The following is a 20,429-nucleotide window of genomic DNA, read 5'->3' as shown; positions in this document are numbered from 1 at the left end:
CCATGCCGAAACTGCACGTCACCACCTCCGTCAACGGCGAGCCGGTCGAATTCCTGTGCGAGCCGTATGAGACCATGCTCGACGCCTTGCGCGGGCAATTGGGCTTGACCGGCTCCAAGGAGGGCTGCGCCTCCGGCGATTGCGGCGCCTGCTCGATCACGCTCGACGGCCGGCTGATCTGCTCCTGCCTGATGCTCGCGGCCGAGGCCGAGGGCCACGAGATCCGGACCATCGAGGGCATGGCCAGGGGCGAGAAGCTGCATCCCTTGCAGCAGAAATTCCTCGAGCACGCCGCGCTTCAGTGCGGCATCTGCACTTCGGGCATGCTGGTGGCCTCCGAGGCGCTGCTGGCCAGAAATTCTAATCCGACCGAAGAGGAAGTCCGCTTCTGGCTCGCCGGCAATCTCTGCCGGTGCACCGGTTACGACAAGATCGTCCGCGCGGTGATGGAGACCGCCGCCGAAATGCGGGAGATGCGGCCATGAACGTCGTCAACAACAAATGGATCGGCCAGCGCACCATCAGGCCCGATGGCGTCGACAAGGTGACCGGCCGCGCGGCGTTTGCCGCCGACACCACCATGCCGGGCATGATCTGGGGCAAGGTGCTGCGCAGCCCGCATCCGCATGCCCGCATCAAGTCGATCAACACCGCGAAGGCCGAGGCGCTGCCCGGCGTGAAAGCGGTGGTCACCTCGCGCGACATCGTCGACTTCACGATCGCGAAGGGCGCAGTGATGCTCGGCATCCAGGACATGCGCTGGATGTGCCGCAACGTGATGGCACGCGACAAGGCGCTGTTCCCCGGCCACCCCGTCGCCGCCGTCGCCGCGACCACAGAGGCGATCGCCGCGGAAGCCTGCAAGCTGATCGAGGTCGACTACGAGGTGCTGCCTTGGGCGATCGAGATCGACGACGCGCTCAGGCCTGACGCGCCGATCCTGCACGAGTTCAACAGATTCGACGGCAAGCCCTCGAACATCATGGGCCGCATCGAATCCAAGAAGGGCGACATCGCGCAAGGCTTCAAGGAAGCCGAAATCGTCATCGAGCGTTCGTTCACCACGCGCCCGGTGCACCAGGGCTATATCGAGCCGCATGCCTGCCTGATCTCGGTCGCGGCCGACGGCAAGACCACGATCTGGTCGTCGAGCCAGGGCCAGTTCATGGTGCGCGCGATGACGTCGATGCTGACGGGCATCCCGCAGAACGACATCCGCGCCATCCCCGCCGAGATCGGCGGCGGCTTCGGCGGCAAGACCATCGTCTATCTCGAACCGCTCGCGACCTTGCTTGCCAAGAAATCCGGCCGCCCGGTCAAGATGGTGATGACCCGCGAGGAGGTGATGCGCGCCACCGGGCCGACCTCGGGCTCGAAGAGCACGGTGAAGATCGGCGCCAAGAAGGACGGCACCATCGTTGCTGCCCATGGCAGCTTCTATCTGCAGGCCGGCGCCTTCCCGGGTTCGCCGATCCGTGGCGCGGTAGGGTGCAGCTTTGCACCCTACGACATTCCGCACGTGCTGTCGGAAGGCTTTGACGTCTGCTCCAACCGTTCCAAGGTCGCGGCCTATCGCGCGCCCGGCGCGCCGATCGGCGCTTATGCGGTGGAATGCGTGCTCGACGAATTAGCCGAGGCGCTCAAGATCGATCCGCTGGCGCTGCGGCTGAAGAACGCGGCCAAGGAAGGCACCAAGGCGGCGCACGGCCCGGTGTTTCCGCGCATCGGCTATATCGAGACGCTGGAGGCCGCCAAGAACCATCCGCATTATGCCGCGCCGCTCGGCAAATATCAGGGCAGGGGCGTCGCCTCCGGCTTCTGGTTCAACGCCGGCGGTGAATCCTCCGCGCAGGTCAACATCACCGAGGACGGCAATGTCGTCGTCACCACGGGGCATCCCGACATCGGCGGCTCGCGCGCCGGCATCGCCAATATCTGTGCCGAACTGCTTGGCATCGACTACAAGCGCATCTCGGTGATCATCGGCGACACCCAGACGGTCGGCTTCTCCAACCTCACCGGCGGCAGCCGCGTGCTGTTCGCCTCCTCGATGGTGGTGACACAGGCGGCCGACAAGGTGATCGCGACCTTGCGCGAGCGCGCGGCGAAGATCTGGGAGATCGACCCTGAGGCCGTGAAATGGGAGAACGGCGCCGCGCATCCCGTCAGTCCAAACGCCGGCCAGTTCGAGCCGCTGACGCTCGCCGACCTCGCCGAGAAGGCACCGTCGCAGGGCGGCCCGATCGGCGCCAGCGTGCAGCTCAACACCCAAGGCGCCGAGGGCGGCTTCGGCACGCACATTTGCGACGTCGAGGTCGATGTCGATCTCGGGATCGTGCGCGTGATCCGCTACACCGCCGTGCAGGATGTCGGCCGTGCCGTGCATCCGAGCTATGTCGAGGGCCAGCTGCAGGGCGGCGTCGCGCAGGGCATCGGCTGGGCGCTGAATGAGGAGTACATCTACAACAAGGACGGCAAGGTCGATAATCCGGGCTTCCTCGATTACCGGATGCCGGTCTGTTCCGACCTGCCGATGCTCGACTGCGCGCTGGTCGAGGTGCCGAACCCGAAGCATCCGCAGGGCGTCAAGGGCGTCGGCGAAGTGCCGCTGGTCCCCGTCATGGCCGCAGTCGCCAACGCCGTCCACAACGCGCTCGGCAAACGCTTCTACAGCCTGCCGATGTCGCCGCCGAAGGTCTCGGCGGCGCTGGATGCACCGGCGCAGCAAGCCGTGGAGTAGGGACCGTAGGGCGGGTTAGGCGTAAGCCGTAACCCGCCGTCTTTCCGTACGTCGAGTTGCGGCGGGTTACGCTAACGCTAACCCGCCCTACGATTCCGTTTCGCACAACGGCCATTGACGTATCCGGCTTCACCTCGGCAAGATCGATGGGATGCATCAGGCTCACCGTGAACGGATGAGAATGACCCACCCCGACGAACTCTCTGCCTACATGATGTTTGGCCGCGGCGACTGGGCGGCATTGCGCTCCAGCACGTCGCTGACACTGTCAGATGCCGATCTCACGGCGCTCCGCGGCTTGAACGGGCCGATCACGTCTGCCGAAGTCAGCGACGTGTATCTGCCGCTGACGCGCCTGTTGAACCTGCATTTCTCGGCGGCGCGCAATCTGATGCAGGTCAAGGCGGAGTTTCTCGGCCGGCCGGCGCGCCATTCGCCCTACATTGTCGCGTTGGCCGGGAGTGTCGGCGTCGGTAAGAGCACCTTTGCCCGTGTGCTGTGTGCGCTGCTGGCCGGCTGGACCGATCACCCGCGCGTCGCGCTGGTGACGACCGACGGTTTCCTGCATTCCAACGCTGTTCTGGAAGAGCGCGGCCTGATGCGGCGCAAGGGCTTTCCCGAGAGCTACGATCTGCCACGGATGCTGCGGTTTCTCGCGGCTGCAAAGGCAGGTGAAGGTGAGCTCGAGCTGCCGGTCTACTCGCATCTGATCGGCGATATCGTGCCATCGGAACGGCAGGTCATCCAGCAGCCGGACATCCTGGTGTTCGAGGGCCTCAACGTGCTGCTGGCGCGCGGCGCGGCGCCGGTGGTGGTGTCGGATTTCTTCGACTTCTCGATCTACCTCGATGCCGATGAGGCCGACATCCAATCCTGGTATGTCGAGCGCTTCCTCAGGCTGCAGCCGACCGCGTTCCGGAACCCCGCCTCCTATTTCCACCACTACAGGGACCTGCCGCCCGGCGACGCGCGCGAGGTCGCGGAGCGGCTGTGGCGTGAGCATCATCGCGCCAACCTCAGGGAGAACATCCTGCCGACGCGGACGCGGGCCGACGTCGTGCTGCGCAAGCGCTCCGACCATTCGATCGGCGAGGTCTGGCTGCGGGAGACGTAAAGTAGAGAATGATGGCGTAGGGCGGGTTAGGCGAAGCCGTAACCCGCCGTCCTTTCCGCGTATCGAGTTACGTCGGCGGGTTACGCTTCGCTAACCAGCCCTACGATCCTCACCCTAACTCCTTCCCCAGCTGCGCAAGCACCGTCTCGCAGGTCATCAGATCGAGATGCCCGCCGCCGGCGTTCTTGAAGAAGGTGATGTCACTGGCCGACTGGCGGCCGGCGACCTTGCCGGTCGCGAGGTCATAGTGATCGCCGAGCACGTCGCTCTCCTTGATCGCGCCGCTGGCGATCGGCTGCAGGATGTCGCCGACGCCGTCGAAAGCGGATTCGCGGCGGTCGACGAAGATGCGCGCGCGCCGCGCCGCCTCGTCGTCGGACTCGCGGGTGTCGGGGGTGAAGCCGCCGACCAGATCGAGATGGGTGCCGGGCTTCAGGTTCGCGCCCTTCACCAGCGGCTCGCGCGAGCGGGTGCAGGTGGTGATGATGTCGGCCTCGCGTGTCGCGGCGTCGAGATCGGTGACGATATCGGCGGCGATGCCGTCGCTTTCAAGCTGTGCGGCGAGCTCCTGCGCGCGCTCGACCGTCCGGTTCCAGATCCGTACCCGCTTCAGAGACGGCCGCACCGTGTGGTGGCCGCGCACCAGCCAGCGCGCCATCTCGCCGGCGCCGACCACCAGCAGCGTCTCGGCATCCGGCCGCGCCAGGTGCTTGGCGCCGAGCGCGGAGTCGGCTGCGGTCTTCCAATGGGTGATCTCGGCGGCGTCCATCACCGCCAGCGGCCGCCCGTCATTGCCGTCGAACAGCACGCAGACCGCCTGCACCGCCGGCAGCTTGCCGTGCGCGAGATTGCCCGGGAAGCTGGTGTACAGCTTGGTCATCATGAAGCGGCCGGCGTCGACCGCGCTGCGGGTCACCAGCTGCTGGCCCTTGTCGTCGCCGAGATAGCTGTCGTGCACCGCGATCTTCGGTCGCCGGTGCGCGGCCTCGATCGCCTCGATCAGGATCGGAAAGGTCAGGACGCGGTTGACCTCGTGGTCGTCGACAATATGCACGTGTTGCTCTCCCAGGGCGCCCTTGCGCGCCTGCCGGCGCGCGCCAAAGCCGCTCCGGACTGGATAGCGCGTAGGGAAGGCCAGTCAACCGGGCATGCGCCGCCGCGCGGCACTTGCTATCCTGCGCGCCTGATTCTCTCGCAGGTCCTTGCAAGCCGTGGTTGCAGTCGTCGTCGCCATCCTGATCTTCATGCTGCTCGGCGGCGCCGCGCTTGCGACCATGGCGGTCCATGGCCGGCTCGGCGAGCATCACCGCAGCGACGAGACCAATACCTCGGTACGCCTGGTCGCGACCCTGTTCGTCACCATGCCGTCCCTGCTGCTCGGTCTGATGATGAACAATTCGGCCAACACCTATGCGGCGGTTGACCGCAATCTGCACGTCTTCGCCACTGACCTCATCCTGCTCGACCGCAGCCTGCGGCCGCTCGGCCCCAGCGCCGACGAGCCGCGCAAGCGGCTGGTCGCCTATGTCGAGCAGGCGCTCAAGGATGCCCCGATCTCGCGCGCGAACGAGGTGTCCGAACATCTGCTCGACGAGGTCGGCACCAGTCTCCGCGAGCTGAAGTTCAACGACGAGCAGAAGATCGCGTTGTGGAACGAGGCCCGGTCGGTCTATCGCCAGGCGGTGCAGCAGCGCTGGACCTTTGTCGAGCAGTCCGACAGTTCGTTCCCGTCGCCGCTGATCTGCATCCTGGTCGGATGGCTGACGCTGATGTTCGCGACGCTGGGCTTTCGCGCGCCGCGTAACGCGGTCGTGGTCTCGACCTATGTCGCCGCCGCGGCGCTGGTCGCGGCCGCGATCTATCTGATCCTCGAAATGAGCACACCGTTCTCCGGCCCGATCCAGCTCTCCGACCGCCCGCTGGTGCGCGCGGCCGAGGAGATCAGGCGGTAGCTGCCGGTATCAGCACGCGTTCTCGGCTTTATTCCCCTTACGCCCGTCGCTCGGCCCGAAATTGTTTCCGCGCCGCTGGCGGAATAGCGCGCGCCTTCCGGCGTCCTACGCATGCAAGCCATTTGCATTCGAAAGGGAGATCTCATGAAGACAACGCTCGCACTCGCGCTCGCCGCCGCGGCTTCGTTCGCACTCGCATCCGCCGCGCTTGCCGCGCCGCCGACCAAGACCGGCACCACGGCGAAGGGCTCGGTTCTGACCGACACCAAGGGCATGACGCTCTACACCTTCGACAAGGACACCGACGGAAAATCAGCCTGCAACGGTCCCTGTGCGACCAACTGGCCGGTGCTGAAGGCGGAAGCCAGCGACAAGGCCGAAGGCGGCTACACCATCATCGCCCGTGACGACGGCTCGAAGCAGTGGGCCTACAAGGGCAAGCCGCTCTATACCTTCGCCAAGGACCAGAAGGCCGGCGACATCACCGGCGACGGCTTTCTCAACGGCGCCTGGCACCTCGTGCAGCCGTAGGGCGGACTGCGTAGGGCGCGTTACGCTTCGCTAACACGCCCTACGTTTTCCCTGCGATCTCGCCTCACGCTCGCTGCTTCAGCGCCATGCCCATGCTGATCCAGCTGACGCCGGCGCAGATCAGGTCGACGCTGAGGAAGATGCCGAGCACATAGAGGCTCGACACCGGCCAGCGCGCCAGGATCATGGCCCCGAGCACCAGCGTGATCAGCCCGGAGATCGCGACCATTCCCCACGGCGCCGCCGAGTTCATGCCGAACGCCAGGAAGATGCGGACGATGCCGGAGACCACCAGCGCGATGCCGAGGAACAGCGTCAGCGTCGCTGCGGCGAGCAGCGGGTTCTCGAAGGTGATGAAGCCGGCAACGACATAGAGCGCGCCGAGTAGCAGCCAGAACAGGAACTTGCCCCACGTCTTGAACTGGAAGGCGTTGATGATCTCGGCAACGCCGGCGACGATCATCATGGCGCCGACGAACAGCACGCTGACGACGGTGGCAAAGAACACGCTGCCGAAGGCGAACACGCCTGCGATCAGGTAGATCACGCCAAGGGCGACGATCCAGCCCCATTTCGCGCGAAGGTTGGCAAGCCCGGATCCGAGGCTGTGAGGAGGTGTGGCGGGTGAGCTGGACGCTGTCGACATCGTATCGCTCCCGAATACTTGGTCAAACCATGCTACCATAGGTCAAGGCGCGGACAAGGGCAGGCGCCCGGCTGGCACCAAATGCATGCTGGCACCAAAGGCGCTGTAACACGTTGATTCAAGTCAACCGGTGTGTTGCCGCGCAGCATTCGTGGTTTGACGACAGCCCGTACCGGACGACGGACTGTCCGGATCGGAGTGCAAATTGTCCGGATCGCGCATCCACCCCAGGAGGTCGACATGCCCACCACGCACGACAAGGACCACGTCTACAAGATCCTCGAACTGGTCGGATCATCGGACAAGAGCATCGAGGCGGCGATCGAGAACGCCGTCACCCGTGCTTCGAAGACGATCCGGGAAATGAAATGGTTCGAGGTGGTGCAGACCCGGGGCCATATCGAAGACGGCAAGGTCCGCCACTACCAGGTGTCGCTGCGGGTCGGGTTTACGCTGGAATAGGGCGCTCAGGGCAGCTTAACGTGAGAGCGCGAAGCTGAATCGCATCCACAACTGTCATCGCCCGGCTCGACCGGGCGATCCAGTACGCCGCGGCTTCTCGGCTCAAGCACAGCCGTCTCTGGAATACTGGATCACCCGCATGCGCGGGTGATGACACCCCGTGTGTGATGGCTTGAAACGAGAACCATCCTCATCGTCGTCCTGGCGAAAGCCAGGACCCATTACCCCAAATCTCAATTGTTGTGCGACGCTGGGGCCGTCGTCCCGTTCATCACCGAACGCGGTGGTTATGGGTCCTGGCTTTCGCCAGGACGACGAGTGGTGAAAGTTGTCCCCATCCCCCATCACCGCCGCGACAGCGGCGCGGGTGGGGGCGGGGCGGTGGCGCCGGCGGCGAGCGAGCGTTGCACCATCACGGTGTCGGACCAGCGGCCGTAGCGATAGGCGACGCCGGGCAGATGGCCGACGCGCGTGAAGCCGAAGCGCTCGTGCAGCGCCAGCGACGCGGCATTGTCGCTGTCGATATAGCCGATCATCTGGCGGAAGCCGGAAGCGGCGCAAGTGTCGACCAGTTCCTGCAAGAGCCGGCCGCCGACGCCCTTGCCGGTGAAGCCGTGGTGAATATAGATCGAATGCTTCACCGTGTAGCGATAGGCCGGCCGCTTGCGGAACTGGACCACATAGGCGTAGCCGACCACTTCGCCGTCGCACAGCGCGACCAGATGCGGCAGGCGGGTGTTGCGCAAATTCTTGCGGCGGTCGCGCAGGTCGTCGGGCTCCGGCGTGCCGGAATCGTCGACGCTTTCCTCGATGCCGTGGCGGATGTGATAGCGGTAGATCGACAGCATCGCATCGACGTCGCTGTCACGCGAGGGGCGGACGGTGATCTTGTGATCATTCTCCATTGTGTTGCGTCCGCTGGCCTATTCGGACACGACATAGGTGTAGAAGCGGACCCGGCCCGCCTCGTCGATCTCCTTGTAGATGCCCTGGACCTCGACCTCGAAGCCCGGGAACGCATTGAAGCTCGCCTCGAACATCTTGAGGTAATCGATCATCGGCTTGCTGCGTTCCGACAGCCGCTCGCCGGGCACGATGGTGGCGATGCCGGGTGGATAGACCACGAACGGCGTCGCGGCGATGCGGCCGAAGATCTGGTCGATCGGCAGATAGTCGACGTCGTTGCGGATCAGATATTGCGCCGCCTGGCGCGGCGACATCGCGATCTTGGGGAGGTGCTCGGGCAGGAATTGCTTAGCCTGCAGCGTGCTGACGCCGCCGTCGCGGAAGAAGCGGTGCATGTCGCCGCAAAGGTCGCGCAGCCGCACGCCGGTGTAGCGTTGCGGGCGGCGGCGGAAGAATTCGGGGATGACGTCCTCGACCAGCGCGTTGTCGTCGTGCAGCTTCTTGAAGGCGACGAGCCCGGACACCAGCGTGCCGGCCTTGCTGGCCTCGACGCCGGGTGTCAGCAGGAACAGCAGGGAGTTGAGGTCGTTCTTCTCGGCGACGATCTGGTTCTCGCGCAGATATTGCGCCACAACCGGCGCGGGGATGCCGTGGTCGGCATAGGCGCCGGTGGCGTGATCGAAGCCCGGCGTCAGCAAGGTGAGCTTGTTCGGGTCGGTCATCGCAAAGCCTTCCGTCAGCTCGGGGAAGCCGTGCCAGGTTTGGCCGGGACTGAGCTGCCAGTAGGACGGATTGGTCGCGAGCTGATCGGTCGAGATCGTTTCCCAGGCGACATTGTGCACGCCGCCTTCGCGCGCAGCGTCGGGGATCATCACGCGGTCCGGCACGAACGGCTCGAAGAACCAGCGCCGCTCCGCCCGCGTCTCCTTCTCCTCGAACTCGCGCTTCACCGCGCGGATTTTCTTGCGCAGCTCGATGCCGAGCCGGATCGTATCGTCCCACAACACTTCGCCGGAGCGGCCCTTCATCATCTGCGCGCCGACGTCGAGCGAGGCGAAGATCGGATAGAACGGCGAGGTCGAGGCGTGCTGCATGAAGCTTTCGTTGAAGCGGCGATGCTCGACCCGGCGCTTCTGGCCCTTGATGTGGCGGTCGCGGATGTGAATCTGGGACGCCTGCGAGAAGCTCGCGAGCTGCTTGTGGGTCGATTGGGTGGCGATGATGCCAGGCGCCTCGGGGCCGAGATTGGCAAGTCCCATCGCGAAGCGGCCGGAATAGATCGGGTGGAATTTCATGAAGCCGGCCCAAGCCTCGTCGAACAGGATGTAGTCGCAGAGATGGCCGATCCGCTTCAGGATCATCTCGGCGGAGTGGATGGTGCCGTCATAGGTGCATTGCTCGACCACGGCGACGCGGAACGGACGCTCCTTCTTCCAGGCGTTCTCGTCCTTGACCAGCGGGTGCTTGCGGATCTGGTCGCGCAGCGTGCCCTCGTCGAGCAGGTCCCAGCGCATCGGGCCGATCAGGCCCCAGGCGTTGCGCACCGTCGGCACATAGACCGGGATGCCGCCGCCGATCAGGAGCGCGCCGTGATGGGCGGCCTTGTGGTTGTTGCGGTCGAACAGCACGAGGTCGCCGTCGGTGACCAGCGAGCCGAGCGCGACCTTGTTGGAGGTCGAGGTGCCGTTGAGCACGAAATAGGTCTTCTCGGCGCCGAAGATCTTGGCGGCTTCCTTTTGCGCCCGCAGCGCCGGCCCCTCATGGGTGAGGAGGTCGCCGAGGTCGAGCACGGAATTGTCGAGGTCGTCGCGGAACACCGCCTCGCCGAGATGCTCGACGAACACCCGGCCGATCGGGCTGCGGCTGTAGAACACGCCGCCATTGTGGCCCGGGCAGGTCCAGAGCTGGTTGCCTTCCTCGGCATAGTCGACCAGCGCGCCGAAGAACGGGGTCTTCAGGTTCTCGGCATATTGCTTCAGCCTGGAGATCAGGTTCTTGGCGATGAAGGAGGGGGTTTCCTCGGACAGGAACACATAGCCGTCGATGAAATCGAGCACCTCGACCGGCAGGTCCTCGAACCGCTTGCGGCGGATCAGCAGGAGGATCGGGAAGTCGAGGCCGCGCCGGCGCATCAAGTTGATCAGCGCCGCGGTCTTGCCCTCGAGACCCTTCTTGCCCCAGTCGACCACCATGCAGCCGATCGCCGCATCGGTCTGCACCGCGATTTCGGCATCTTCGAGCTTGCGGGCGCGGACCACTTCGAAGCCGGAACGTTCGATCTCGGTGATGATCTGGTTGAAACGGATGCCCTCGAGGTCGTCAGCCTCGAAAACCGGCGCGGCGAACAGGAAGTTGAAGCGTTTGAAATAGTCCATGCATGTCCCCGAAACTGGTCCGCTGAACCTGTCTGCACAATTCATGACAAAGAGATGACAATCCCGCTGCGACGCCAGGCGCCATGGCCAAATCCGCGTCTCCGCGGTGAAACTCCCGAAATTGCCAGCTTTCGCAAAAGGAAGGCGTCATGCCCCAGCCTGCCCAAGATCCTGACTTGCCCATTGTTGCCGGCCATTTGGCCGCGCTCGAGCGGCTGGCCCCGCTGATTGCCGAGCAACGGGCGGATTTCGACCGTGAGCGCCGGCTTCCCGACGCCGTGGTCCGCGCCTTGGCCGAGGCCGGAATGTTTCGGCTGTATTTGCCGAAGGCGCTGGGCGGGCCGGAATTCTCGCCGCTCGACTTCATGACAATCGTCGAGGCCGCCGCCGCGCTCGACGGCTCGGTGGGCTGGTTGGTCGGCAATGGCGGCGGCATGAGCCGGGCCGGCGGCTATCTGCCGGAGGAGGTCGTTCGGGGCTGGTTCGCCGATCCGCTGGCGTTCATCGCGAGCGCCACCGGGGCGATCGGGACGGCAGTGGAAGTCGAGGGCGGCTATCGGATCAGCGGGCGTTGGCCGTTCGGCAGCGGCGCGCCGCACGCCACCAGGTTCATGGGGCTCGCGAGCGTAAGGGGTCCCGACGGCAAGGAGAGCCCGCCGATCTGCTGCTACGTCGATCGCGCTGACGTCCGCCTCCACGACACCTGGTTCGTGTCCGGATTGCGCGCCACCGGAAGCTGCGACTTCGAGATGCAGGATTGCTTCGTGCCTGCCAGCCACACCCATCCGCTGGTCGACTTCAAGCCGACCCAGCCGGGTATCCCATACCGACTGCCGGGTCTGGCGGCGTTCTCCTGGACGGTCTCGGTGGTGCCGCTCGGGATCGCCCGCGGCGCGCTCGACGCCTTCATCGCGCTCGCGGGCAAGAAGCCGCGGCTCGGTGGCGGCGGCCAGCTCCGCGACGGCGAGCTGGTGCAGGCGATGGTCGGCCGTGCCGAAGCGGCGCTGCGGTCGGCGCGGGCGCTGCTGGTCGAGGACATGACGGAGCTGATGGCGGCGAGCGAGGCCGGAGGCGAGCGGCTGATTGAAGCGCGGCTGCTGCACCGGATCGCCTGCGCCAATGCCGGCGAAACCGCCGCGCGCGTCGTCGAGATGATCGCGGCGGCCGCCGGCACGGCCGCGATCTTCGAGACCGGTACGCTCGAACGATCGATCCGCGACGTCCAGGCTGCGATCAAGCATGTCGCGATGACCCCGATCAGCTACGGGCTGGTGGGCCGCGTAAAGCTCGGTCTGCCGCTCGGCACGACCCGGTTTTGAGCAGGGCCGTCGGCGGTGCAAGCCTCTCGCCGAGCGGTCAGGAGGCGACCGGCACCAGGCCGTAGCGCAGCATCGTCTCTTTCATCCTGGCTGGATCGGGGGCACCCCCCGCCATCAGCGCCGCCATGTCCTTGAAATATTGCGGTCCGAGCGCGCCGGGGCTCAGCAGGCAGAGGCAGGTTGCCGGACCGTTCGAGGGGTTGGTGAAGCCGTGCACGATGCCGCGCTTGATGAACACCGATTCGCCGGGCCCGATGTCGATCTCTTTGCCGTCGACCCGCCAGGTCGAGACGCCGGAAAGCCCGTAGATCGTCTCGTCCCAGCTCTCGTGATAGTGCGGAATCGGCATCCGGGCGTTCGGTTGCAGCGTCATCTCGAACAGATCGACGCTGCCGCCGGTGGTCTCCTTGCTCTGCAGGAATTTGAGCTGCAACGTGCCGAAATCGATCAGGTCGGGCATGACGGACTCGCAAATGGTTTGCGAGCCCACGATAGCGGACGGCGCCGAAGGAAGCCAACGGCGCGTATCGCCCGGACGCGCGAAGCGCGCTCAGTAGACGAGGTTCGTACCCGGCGGCTTCTCCAGCGCCGCCGCCAGCGTCCGATACTCCTCGCAGTCGGTGCCGCAGATCTCGGCGATCCGCTGCAGATGATACTGGGCCTGGTCACGATTGCCCTGTTCGATCTGCCACAGGCCGTAGTAGTTCCACGTCAGCACGTGGTTCGGATCGGCCTTCAGCGCGCGCTCGTACCAGACCTGCGACTGCTTGTAGTCGCCGAGCTTGCGATAGGAGTAGCCGATGAGGTTCGCGACGTTCGGATGATCGTCACGGCCGAGCGCATGCAACTGATCGATCGCCGCGGTGTAGTCGTTGCGTTCGTAGATCGTCGCATAGGCCGCGCGATAGCCGTCGCGGAAGGCGGGATCGTCGAATCCGGATTGCTTGATCGGCTTCTTGATCTTGTGCGTGGTCTTCCTGCCCTTGTCCTGAGGATAGGCCGGCGTGGGAGTGCTGTAGCTCGACCCGTAGAGCTCTCCGCCGCCTGCGCCCCCACCGCCGCCACCACCTCCGCCGGCGGCGATGGCGGTGTGCGGTGGGAACAGGACGATAGGCGCTGTCAGAATTGCCGCAAGCGTTGTGAGCTTCATCGGTGACTTGATCATGCGCACCTCCCGAAAAGACGTGAACAGTCATTGCTCTGAAGCACTAACTCCCGATCGAGGAGAGCATTCCGCGCGCTTTGAAAAATTGTTTGCCGATGCGGCAATCGCACTGTCGCTTCCGGACGTCGCGCTCGCATGTGTGCGCTGGCCGAATGTTTTGATCGCACCATCGGACGGCGGAGTGGAAACTAACATCGGTGTTAGAATTGCGCCGGTCGCACAAGGGCAGTGTGAAGGGCAGGCCGGCGTCAATGCGTGTAGCCCGGATGAGCAAAGCGATATCCAGGATTTTTCTTTCCGCATATCGCGGAGCCCGTCATCGGGGCGCGCATTCGCGCGACCCATTGGCTCATCCGGGTTACAAGTGTCGCTACTTCTGCTCCAGGTGCCAGGCGCCGTCCCAATCCGCCGCCGGCGGATTTTGCCTGAACGCTGCGGCGCGTGCCTTCATGACGATCGACGGTCCGTCGCCTGGCGCTACAGTCAACGCCGCAGTGAAAGCTTGCTCGGCGTCGTCCCAGCGGAGGTCGCGATAGGCGGCGAGACCATCCGCGTAATGCTGCCGCAACTCGGTCTGCGCCGGCGTCAGCTCGTCCTTCTTGCCGAGGATCTCGAACACGGCGACCGGCTGGGTCTGGCCGACGGCGACGAGGCGGTCGATCTCGCGCAGTTCGATGGCGTCGGCGCAGGCGCTCGCGGTGGCTTCCGAGATCAGGCTGCGGCTACCGTAGAACTTGTTGGCGCCTTCCAGCCGTGAGGCAAGGTTCACGGTGTCGCCGAGCACGGTGTAGCTCATCATGAATTCGGAGCCGATGCTGCCGACCAGCGCTTCGCCGGTGGCGATCCCGATCCGGATGTCGCAATCGGCCGGGATGGCGCGCACGCCGAGCAGCTCGGGCAGATCCTTGCGCAGCTGGTTGACTTGGCCGATCATGTCGATGGCGGCAAGCGCGGCCAGATGGGTCTGCTCGCCTTCCTCGACGAAGGGGGCGCCCCAATAGGCCATGATGGCGTCGCCGATATATTTGTCGATGATGCCGCGATGCGCATGGACCGGCGCGGACATCGTCGACAGATACAGGTTCATGATCTTGACGAGGCCGCGCGGCGTCACGCCTTCGCTCAGGCTGGTGAAGCCTTTCATGTCGCAGAACATCACCGTCATGATGCGGCGCTGGCCTTCGGTGGCGGCGATCGCCGGCTGATCGAGCAGGCCCTCGGCGATCCGCGGGTTGATGTAGCGGCCGAAGGTCTCGCGGATGCGCTGGTTGTGACGCAGCGTCTCGATCATGCGGTTGAAGGCGGCGGAGAGCTGGCCGATCTCGTCCTGGGTCGTGATCGCGATGGTGCCGTCGAGGCGGCCGGCCTCGACCTCGCGGGTGCCCTCCAAGAGGCGCATCACCGGGCGCGTGATGCCGCTGCCGACCAGCATCGCGAACACGAAGCCGAGGATCGCGGCAATCGCAGTCACGACACCGGAGATGATGATCGCCCGTTGCTGGGCACTCATCACCTTCGCCGCGGCTGAAGCGACCTGCGCCAGCATGTCGGTACGAATGCCTTCGATCTTGTTGGTGAAGTCGTCGCGCAGGACGTCGGCGCGGAGCGTGGTCGCTTTCGCGGCTGCAAAGTCCTGGGCGTCGAGTTGGTCGAGCAGCGTCTTGTTCTCGGCGTTCAGGCGCATCAGGAGGTCGTTGACGGCATTGTCGATGCGGTCATCGAGGCGCCCGAGGGCGGCATTGTCGGACGGGGTCGAGGGATCGGCGATGATCGAATCGATCAGCACGCGCGCCGCGTCGGCCTCGCGCTTGATCGTCGGCTCGATCTCGTCGAACGTCTTGCGCGCCGCGTCGTAGCCGCTGGCTTCCCCCGGCGCCTGCATCTTCGCCATCATCATCCGGCGCATCGCCAGCGACCGCTCCAGCGAGCGGATGTTGACGCGTGCGAGATGACCATAGGCGGGGATGTAGCGGTTGGTGAGTTCATCCAGGAGATGGCCGACCTGGCCCGCCATTACCATCGACAGCAGCGAGGTGATCACCGCGAGGACGATGAGTCCCGCGGCAATGCCGACGATCTTCTGCCTGATCGAATTGCGAAACATGCCCAGCCCGGCCGCAGCTGCAATAAGCGGATCACCTCCGCCATGGCGGCGAAACAGCTAATAGAGTTCCGCGGCCCGCGGTGCAAGCGACCGGCGTGGTTGCCGCCGGACCGGGGCGGGCGTCGGGGGCTAGCGCAGCCCTTCGTAGACCATCAGGCCGCGCGCGATGGCGAGCTTGCGCAGGGTCCGCGGCACCAGCCGCTCCTGGGGATGCAGGTAGCGCCACGAGGTCAGGACGAGGTCGTGCAGCCGGGTGACGTCATCCTCGAACGGGGCGAGCAGGCCGGTCAGGCTCGCCGGCATATGGACTCGGGCGGTGAAGGGCAGCAGCAGCAGTTCAAGGTGCGCCTTGGAGCCGGTTTCGGTCGTGGCGGTGACGCCGGCGATGGCCGGCAGGGTCTCTTCGACGACACAGGTGATGATGTCCTCGATCTCGCCGCGGCTCTCGTCGGTGAAAAGGGCGGAAAAACTGCGGTTCTTGAGGTCGCAGCCGAGCAGGGCGGAGGTGCGGGTGCCGGCGACGCGGAACGGAAAGCGGGTCTCGCCGTCATAGGACAGCACGAAGATGTCGGACAGCAGCTCGCGCACCGCGGACGGTTCGAATTCACTCCGGTCAGGTGCACGCGCAGTGCCGCGCTTCGCATTCCAATAGGCGAAGAAATCGCGGCTCGAGCTGTGTTTCATCTAAAGAACCTTGCCCGGCACCCGGCTCGGCGGGACACATCTGTCCCGGTTTTGCTCAGGCGCCTTCCCTTCTCTGTTGTGCAGGGAAGGCTGTGCAGCGTCCATGCCGTGGCCGCGGTTTGGGCGGCTTATCGGCAGCTTTGTGTTGTTAACGTAAATTTAACTATGTCCTTGGCGGCCATGGAACCTGTGCGTAGGGTCCGCGCGTTCCCGTTCGCCGGCTGCCCCAAGCGCCGGCGTGGTTGGTACACGTGGTGGCGTCAAACAGTTTGGTCACCGTGCGGGGAGGGGTGGGGATGTTCTCCCGATCCCTCTGGGGCACGAGAAGACCAGCCGAGCAGGGAGGGCGTTCTCAGCGCCCTCCCTATTCTTTTGTCCCGATCGCTTTTGTCTTGATCCCGCGCCGCGACACCCTGTGTCTGATTTCGGGATTGTGCACTTGCACAGCGGTGTGAAAGCCGCCTATCTCTGCTTCACAGCCGCATTCGAGGTCGTCGACCCCTTGGACCCCCATTCCGAATCCCCGCTCGAGCCGCCGCCGGAGGCACCGCGCGAGCCGATCCTGACCTTGCCGGCGGCGCTCACCGCCTACATCATCCTGATCGCGGTGATCCATCTGCGGGTGCTGTTGCCGCCGGAGATGGAAAACTGGACCATCGACGTCTTCGGCTTCATCCCGAAGCGCTACGATTCGACGCTGCTCGACATCACCTTCCCGGGCGGAGACGGCGCCAAGGTCTGGACCTTCGTCACCTATTCGCTGCTGCACGCCAACCTCACCCATATCGGCTTCAACGTGCTGTGGCTGCTGCCGTTCGGCAGCGCGCTGGCGCGACGCTTCGGCGCGGTGCGCTTCTTTGTCTTCATGGCGGTGACGGCGGCCGCCGGCGCGCTCGCGCATCTGCTGACCCATGAGCACGCCATCGCGCCGATGATCGGCGCGTCGGCCTCGGTGTCGGGGACCATGGCGGCGGCGATCCGCTTCGCCTTCGTGAAGGGCAGCTTCCTGTCGTTCAGCCGGGGCGATGCCGATGCGGCCGCCAAGGTGCCCGCGCTGTCGCTGTGGCGGGCGCTGCGCAATGGACGGGTGCTCGCCTTCCTGGCGATCTGGTTCGGCGTCAATATCCTGTTCGGCGCCACCTCGCTGACGCTTGGTGCTGAGGATGCGAGCGTCGCCTGGCAGGCGCATATCGGCGGCTTCCTCGCCGGGCTGTTGCTGTTCTCGCTGTTCGATCCTATCCCGCGCGCGCGAGACGATGCTGCGGATGCGTCGTCGGTGGACCAGTCCGGCCGCGTCTGATCGCCGCTTGCGGCTCGGTTCGAATTCCTCCATCATCTTTGCGACACAGAACAAAGCGGGCCGACACATCGAGCCCAGCTACCGACCGCGCCCCGGAACCGAAATCGGCGCGGAACTGTTGATTGAAGACTCTGGCGAACAGGCTCGACTCCGCTGAAGCGGGCGCGAGCGGATTCAGGGAGGCGGCAATGACGGTACGTTCCATTCTCGATGCAAAAGGCCATCAGGTCATGAGCGTCGCGCCCGGCGCGAAGCTCTCGGCCGCGGTCAAACTGCTCGGCGAGCGCAAGATTGGCGCCGTGCTGGTGATGGAGCAGGGCCGGATGGAAGGCATCCTGTCGGAGCGCGACATCGTGCGCGTGCTCTCAGAGCGCGGCGCGGGCGCGCTGGACGAGCCGGTGAGCGCGGTGATGACCAGGAAGGTGGTGAGTTGCCGCGAGTCCGATACCGTTAGCGGCCTCATGGAGATGATGACCACCGGCAAGTTCCGCCATCTCCCTGTCGTCGAGGACGGCAAGGTGGTCGGACTGATCTCGATCGGCGACGTCGTCAAGCGCCGCGTGCAGGAATATGAGCACGAGCAGGAAGCGCTGCGCGACTACATCAAGACCGCCTGAGCAAGACCGCCTGAGCGCTACTTCCCGGTGGTGCCCGCGCCGTTGGACGGCGGCGCCAGGATCTCGATCGCTTCCTCGATCGCGCCGATGGCGCGTTCGGCCGCGCGGATGCCGTGTGCGATCAGGTCGTCGGCGCGGTGGAAGTCGAACCAGCCGATCTGACCGACGCGCGGCGAGATCAGCATGTCAGGCGGATCGCCGGCGAGGCGCGCGCGGGTGATGCGGTCCTGCATGATGTTGAAGGCGTCGACCATGACGCTCGAGATCCCGGGCCGGCTGGCGCTGCCGAAAAACTCTCGCTTCACGGTCCGTTCGGCGGAGAAGAAGCGGCCGAACCGCCGCTTCGGAGCTTCCGGCTCGATCTCTGCCTCGGCGGTCACCGCGACCGTCACCTCGGGCGCGGCCGACGGCCCGTGATTGTAGATCGTGGTCGAATGCGCGAACACGTCGCTGGACAGGTTCGCCGCAATGACGATCTCGGCGCCGAGGGCGCGCGCGGCCGAAACCGGCACCGGATTGACCAGCGCGCCGTCGACCAGCCAGCGGTCGCCGATCAGCACCGGCGCGAAGATGCCGGGCAGGGCGTAGGAGGCGCGCATCGCGTCGACCACGCGGCCCTGGGTCAGCCAGATTTCGTGGCCGGTGCGGACTTCGGTTGCGACGCTGGCGAATTTGACCGCGAGGTCCTCGATCATGACCTGGCCCAGCGCGGCCTCGATCTCGGCGGCTAGCTTGGCGCCGCCGATCAGGCCGGAGCCGTTGAGGCGGATGTCGAGGTAGCCGAGCACGCTGCGCGGCTGCAGGCTGCGGGCCCACTGCTCCAGCTTGTCGATATGGCCGGCCGCATAGGCGCCGCCGACCACGGAGCCGATCGAGGTGCCGACCACCACATTGGGGACGATGCCATGGGCGAGCAGGGTCTTGATGATGCCGATATGGGCAAAGCCGCGTGCGGCGCCGCCGCCAAGCGCAAGTCCGATCACCGGACGGCGTACCGGTCCCAGTCCTACCTTGTCGGGGCCGTCGGAGCTCTTTTGGCCTCGGCCCATCCAGCTATCCAACACGACAAATCTCCTGCCAGCACGAGACTAGGCCGCGCGGCACGGCTGCGCCAGCGTCGTCCGGTTTCATGGTTATTCCCCTCAAGGCATGATTCATGCCCCGGGTGGACCGCGGTAGGCAGGGAATGTGACTGGACCGCGACGACAGGACTAACATCGGCTTGATCGAGCGGTTCCAAACCGGGATGACGCCTCCGGGACTGTGACAAAGCCTTGGAAGAAGGCTTGAATTTGCCGCGTTTTCGTTGAAAAGCATGATGATGACTTCGAGGGGCAACGGCATCGGCGGATGCGGACGGGGCATGCGGCTCCTTCCGCTATTGGCGCTTGCGGCATTTTTGCTCGCCCTGGTCCCCACTTCCGTTTCTGCGCAGTTCTTCAGCGACCGGCCACCGCCAATCCCGCCTGCCTCGGTGCCGGACGTACCGTCCGGCCCGGCGCTCAATTTGGCGCCGCCATCCGGGCCCGGTTCGGGGCCCGTTCTGCCCGGTCCGCTGACCCAGCCGACGATCGTCCAGCCGACCATCGTCCCGCCGTCGATCGCGACCGTGCCTCCGGTGACGCCACCGGCCGGTTCGCCGACCGCCGGGCAGGCGGTGCTGTCGCTGACGGCGCGATACGGCAAGGACCTGCCGGTGATCAATGCCGGGCTGGTGTGGCGGGTGTTCGCCGACAAGCCGGATGACAACGGCACCTACAAGCTGATCCGCGAGGAGCGCGGGGCGACGCCCAACGTCGTGCTGCCGCCCGGCAACTATGTCGTCCATGTCGCGCTCGGCCTCGTCAGCGCGGTCCGCGCCGTCAGCCTGAAGTCGGAGACCGATCGCGAGTCCTTCGTGCTGCCGGCCGGGGGCCTGCGGATCGAAGGCCGGGTCGGCACCAGCAAGATCCCGGCCAACCAGATTTCGTTCGCGATCTACAAGGGCAGCCAGTTCGACGGCTCGGACCGTGGCCCGCTGGTGCCCAACGTGTCCGCCGGAGACGTCGCGCTGCTGCCGGAGGGCACCTATTACATCGTCTCCAACTATGGTGACGCCAACTCGGTGGTGCGCTCCGACATTCGCGTCGGGGCGGGCAAGCTGACCGACGTCACCGTCACGCATCGCGCGGCCGTCATCACCCTCAAGCTGGTCAGCGAGAAGGGCGGCGAGGCACTCGCCAACACCGCATGGTCGGTGATCACGCCGGGCGGCGACGTCATCAAGGAATCGATCGGCGCGTTCCCGCGCGTCGTGCTCTCCGAAGGCGAGTATCGTGCGATCGCCAAGAACGAGGGCAAGGTGTTCGAGCGTCCCTTCAACGTCGTCAACGGCGTCGATGGCGAAGTCGAGGTCGTGGCGCGCTGACGTCGGACCGCGCTGCATTTCACGCAGCTGTCATAGTCTCTAACGTGAACTAACCATCGCGCGAATTTGAGCTGTCATAATCGCTGGCGGCGACGCGCGGCATCGCT

At 65.4% G+C, this 20,429-nt stretch carries 19 protein-coding genes; 10 read left to right on the top strand and 9 right to left on the bottom strand.

Annotated elements, in window-relative coordinates; translation table 11 throughout:
* Window positions 1-2: 2 nt before the first annotated feature.
* The 3 genes from ACVIGA_RS04915 (at window position 3) to coaA (ending at window position 3,854) form a co-directional block, all read left to right on the top strand.
* Window positions 3-485, top strand: coding sequence for a (2Fe-2S)-binding protein (locus ACVIGA_RS04915; protein WP_456665509.1), 483 nt, complete (start codon window positions 3-5; stop codon window positions 483-485).
* Window positions 482-2,740, top strand: coding sequence for a xanthine dehydrogenase family protein molybdopterin-binding subunit (locus ACVIGA_RS04910; RefSeq protein ID WP_456665508.1), 2,259 nt, complete (start codon window positions 482-484; stop codon window positions 2,738-2,740). The genes ACVIGA_RS04915 and ACVIGA_RS04910 overlap by 4 nt, the downstream gene beginning before the upstream one ends.
* 151 nt (window positions 2,741-2,891) lie before the next feature.
* Window positions 2,892-3,854, top strand: coding sequence for a type I pantothenate kinase (gene coaA / locus ACVIGA_RS04905; RefSeq protein ID WP_456665507.1), 963 nt, complete (start codon window positions 2,892-2,894; stop codon window positions 3,852-3,854).
* Window positions 3,855-3,963: 109 nt separating this feature from the next.
* Here the strand turns inward: coaA and ACVIGA_RS04900 are convergent, their stop codons facing one another.
* Entirely contained in the window at window positions 3,964-4,908 is a 945-nt protein-coding gene (locus tag ACVIGA_RS04900; RefSeq protein ID WP_456665506.1) for an ornithine cyclodeaminase family protein, read from the bottom strand.
* 157 nt (window positions 4,909-5,065) lie between these two features.
* Here ACVIGA_RS04900 and ACVIGA_RS04895 point away from each other — a divergent pair, with 157 nt between their 5' ends.
* Both ACVIGA_RS04895 and ACVIGA_RS04890 read left to right on the top strand, forming a co-directional pair.
* Window positions 5,066-5,806: a bestrophin-like domain gene (locus ACVIGA_RS04895; RefSeq protein WP_456665505.1), complete on the top strand. Its 741-nt coding sequence runs from the start codon at window positions 5,066-5,068 to the stop codon at window positions 5,804-5,806.
* A gap of 144 nt (window positions 5,807-5,950) precedes the next feature.
* Window positions 5,951-6,337: a COG4315 family predicted lipoprotein gene (locus ACVIGA_RS04890; RefSeq protein WP_456665504.1), complete on the top strand. Its 387-nt coding sequence runs from the start codon at window positions 5,951-5,953 to the stop codon at window positions 6,335-6,337.
* 64 nt (window positions 6,338-6,401) lie between these two features.
* On the opposite strand, the gene ACVIGA_RS04885 is transcribed toward ACVIGA_RS04890, so the two are convergent.
* Window positions 6,402-6,983 carry an HdeD family acid-resistance protein gene (locus ACVIGA_RS04885; RefSeq protein ID WP_456665503.1) on the bottom strand — a complete coding sequence of 194 codons (582 nt, stop codon included), beginning with the start codon at window positions 6,981-6,983 and terminating at the stop codon, window positions 6,402-6,404.
* 240 nt (window positions 6,984-7,223) lie between these two features.
* Here ACVIGA_RS04885 and ACVIGA_RS04880 point away from each other — a divergent pair, with 240 nt between their 5' ends.
* A complete protein-coding gene (locus tag ACVIGA_RS04880; RefSeq protein WP_456665502.1) occupies window positions 7,224-7,445 on the top strand; it encodes a dodecin in 222 nt (73 codons plus the stop codon).
* Window positions 7,446-7,789: 344 nt separating this feature from the next.
* On the opposite strand, the gene ACVIGA_RS04875 is transcribed toward ACVIGA_RS04880, so the two are convergent.
* Both ACVIGA_RS04875 and ACVIGA_RS04870 read right to left on the bottom strand, forming a co-directional pair.
* Window positions 7,790-8,350: an N-acetyltransferase family protein gene (locus ACVIGA_RS04875; protein WP_456665501.1), complete on the bottom strand. Its 561-nt coding sequence runs from the start codon at window positions 8,348-8,350 to the stop codon at window positions 7,790-7,792.
* 18 nt (window positions 8,351-8,368) lie between these two features.
* Window positions 8,369-10,726 (bottom strand): Orn/Lys/Arg family decarboxylase, encoded by a 2,358-nt coding sequence (locus ACVIGA_RS04870; protein ID WP_456665500.1) that lies wholly within the window; start codon window positions 10,724-10,726, stop codon window positions 8,369-8,371.
* Window positions 10,727-10,875: 149 nt separating this feature from the next.
* On the opposite strand from ACVIGA_RS04870, the gene ACVIGA_RS04865 reads away from it, so the two are divergent.
* Window positions 10,876-12,045, top strand: coding sequence for an acyl-CoA dehydrogenase family protein (locus tag ACVIGA_RS04865; RefSeq protein WP_456665499.1), 1,170 nt, complete (start codon window positions 10,876-10,878; stop codon window positions 12,043-12,045).
* A 37-nt stretch (window positions 12,046-12,082) separates the two neighbouring features.
* On the opposite strand, the gene ACVIGA_RS04860 is transcribed toward ACVIGA_RS04865, so the two are convergent.
* The 4 genes from ACVIGA_RS04860 to ACVIGA_RS04845 form a co-directional block, all read right to left on the bottom strand.
* Window positions 12,083-12,505, bottom strand: coding sequence for a cupin domain-containing protein (locus ACVIGA_RS04860; protein WP_456665498.1), 423 nt, complete (start codon window positions 12,503-12,505; stop codon window positions 12,083-12,085).
* 90 nt (window positions 12,506-12,595) lie between these two features.
* Window positions 12,596-13,210 carry a tetratricopeptide repeat protein gene (locus ACVIGA_RS04855; protein ID WP_456665497.1) on the bottom strand — a complete coding sequence of 205 codons (615 nt, stop codon included), beginning with the start codon at window positions 13,208-13,210 and terminating at the stop codon, window positions 12,596-12,598.
* 370 nt (window positions 13,211-13,580) lie between these two features.
* Entirely contained in the window at window positions 13,581-15,314 is a 1,734-nt protein-coding gene (locus ACVIGA_RS04850; RefSeq protein WP_456665496.1) for an adenylate/guanylate cyclase domain-containing protein, read from the bottom strand.
* 129 nt (window positions 15,315-15,443) lie between these two features.
* Entirely contained in the window at window positions 15,444-15,998 is a 555-nt protein-coding gene (locus ACVIGA_RS04845) for a PAS domain-containing protein (RefSeq protein ID WP_375775406.1), read from the bottom strand.
* A gap of 502 nt (window positions 15,999-16,500) precedes the next feature.
* Here ACVIGA_RS04845 and ACVIGA_RS04840 point away from each other — a divergent pair.
* A complete protein-coding gene (locus tag ACVIGA_RS04840; RefSeq protein ID WP_456670737.1) occupies window positions 16,501-17,298 on the top strand; it encodes a rhomboid family intramembrane serine protease in 798 nt (265 codons plus the stop codon).
* Between the two features lie 188 nt (window positions 17,299-17,486).
* The gene (locus ACVIGA_RS04835; protein ID WP_223976474.1) at window positions 17,487-17,915 is read left to right on the top strand and encodes a CBS domain-containing protein; all 429 of its coding nucleotides are present in this window, start codon (window positions 17,487-17,489) and stop codon (window positions 17,913-17,915) included.
* A 17-nt stretch (window positions 17,916-17,932) separates the two neighbouring features.
* Here the strand turns inward: ACVIGA_RS04835 and ACVIGA_RS04830 are convergent, their stop codons facing one another.
* On the bottom strand, window positions 17,933-18,964 hold the full coding sequence (locus ACVIGA_RS04830) for a patatin-like phospholipase family protein (protein WP_456665495.1): 1,032 nt from the start codon (window positions 18,962-18,964) through the stop codon (window positions 17,933-17,935).
* A gap of 272 nt (window positions 18,965-19,236) precedes the next feature.
* On the opposite strand from ACVIGA_RS04830, the gene ACVIGA_RS04825 reads away from it, so the two are divergent.
* Entirely contained in the window at window positions 19,237-20,322 is a 1,086-nt protein-coding gene (locus ACVIGA_RS04825; RefSeq protein WP_456670736.1) for a hypothetical protein, read from the top strand.
* Window positions 20,323-20,429: the final 107 nt, after the last annotated feature.

It is taken from the genome of Bradyrhizobium sp. USDA 3240, assembly GCF_054063295.1.
This window is presented reverse-complemented; position numbering and strand designations above follow the sequence as displayed.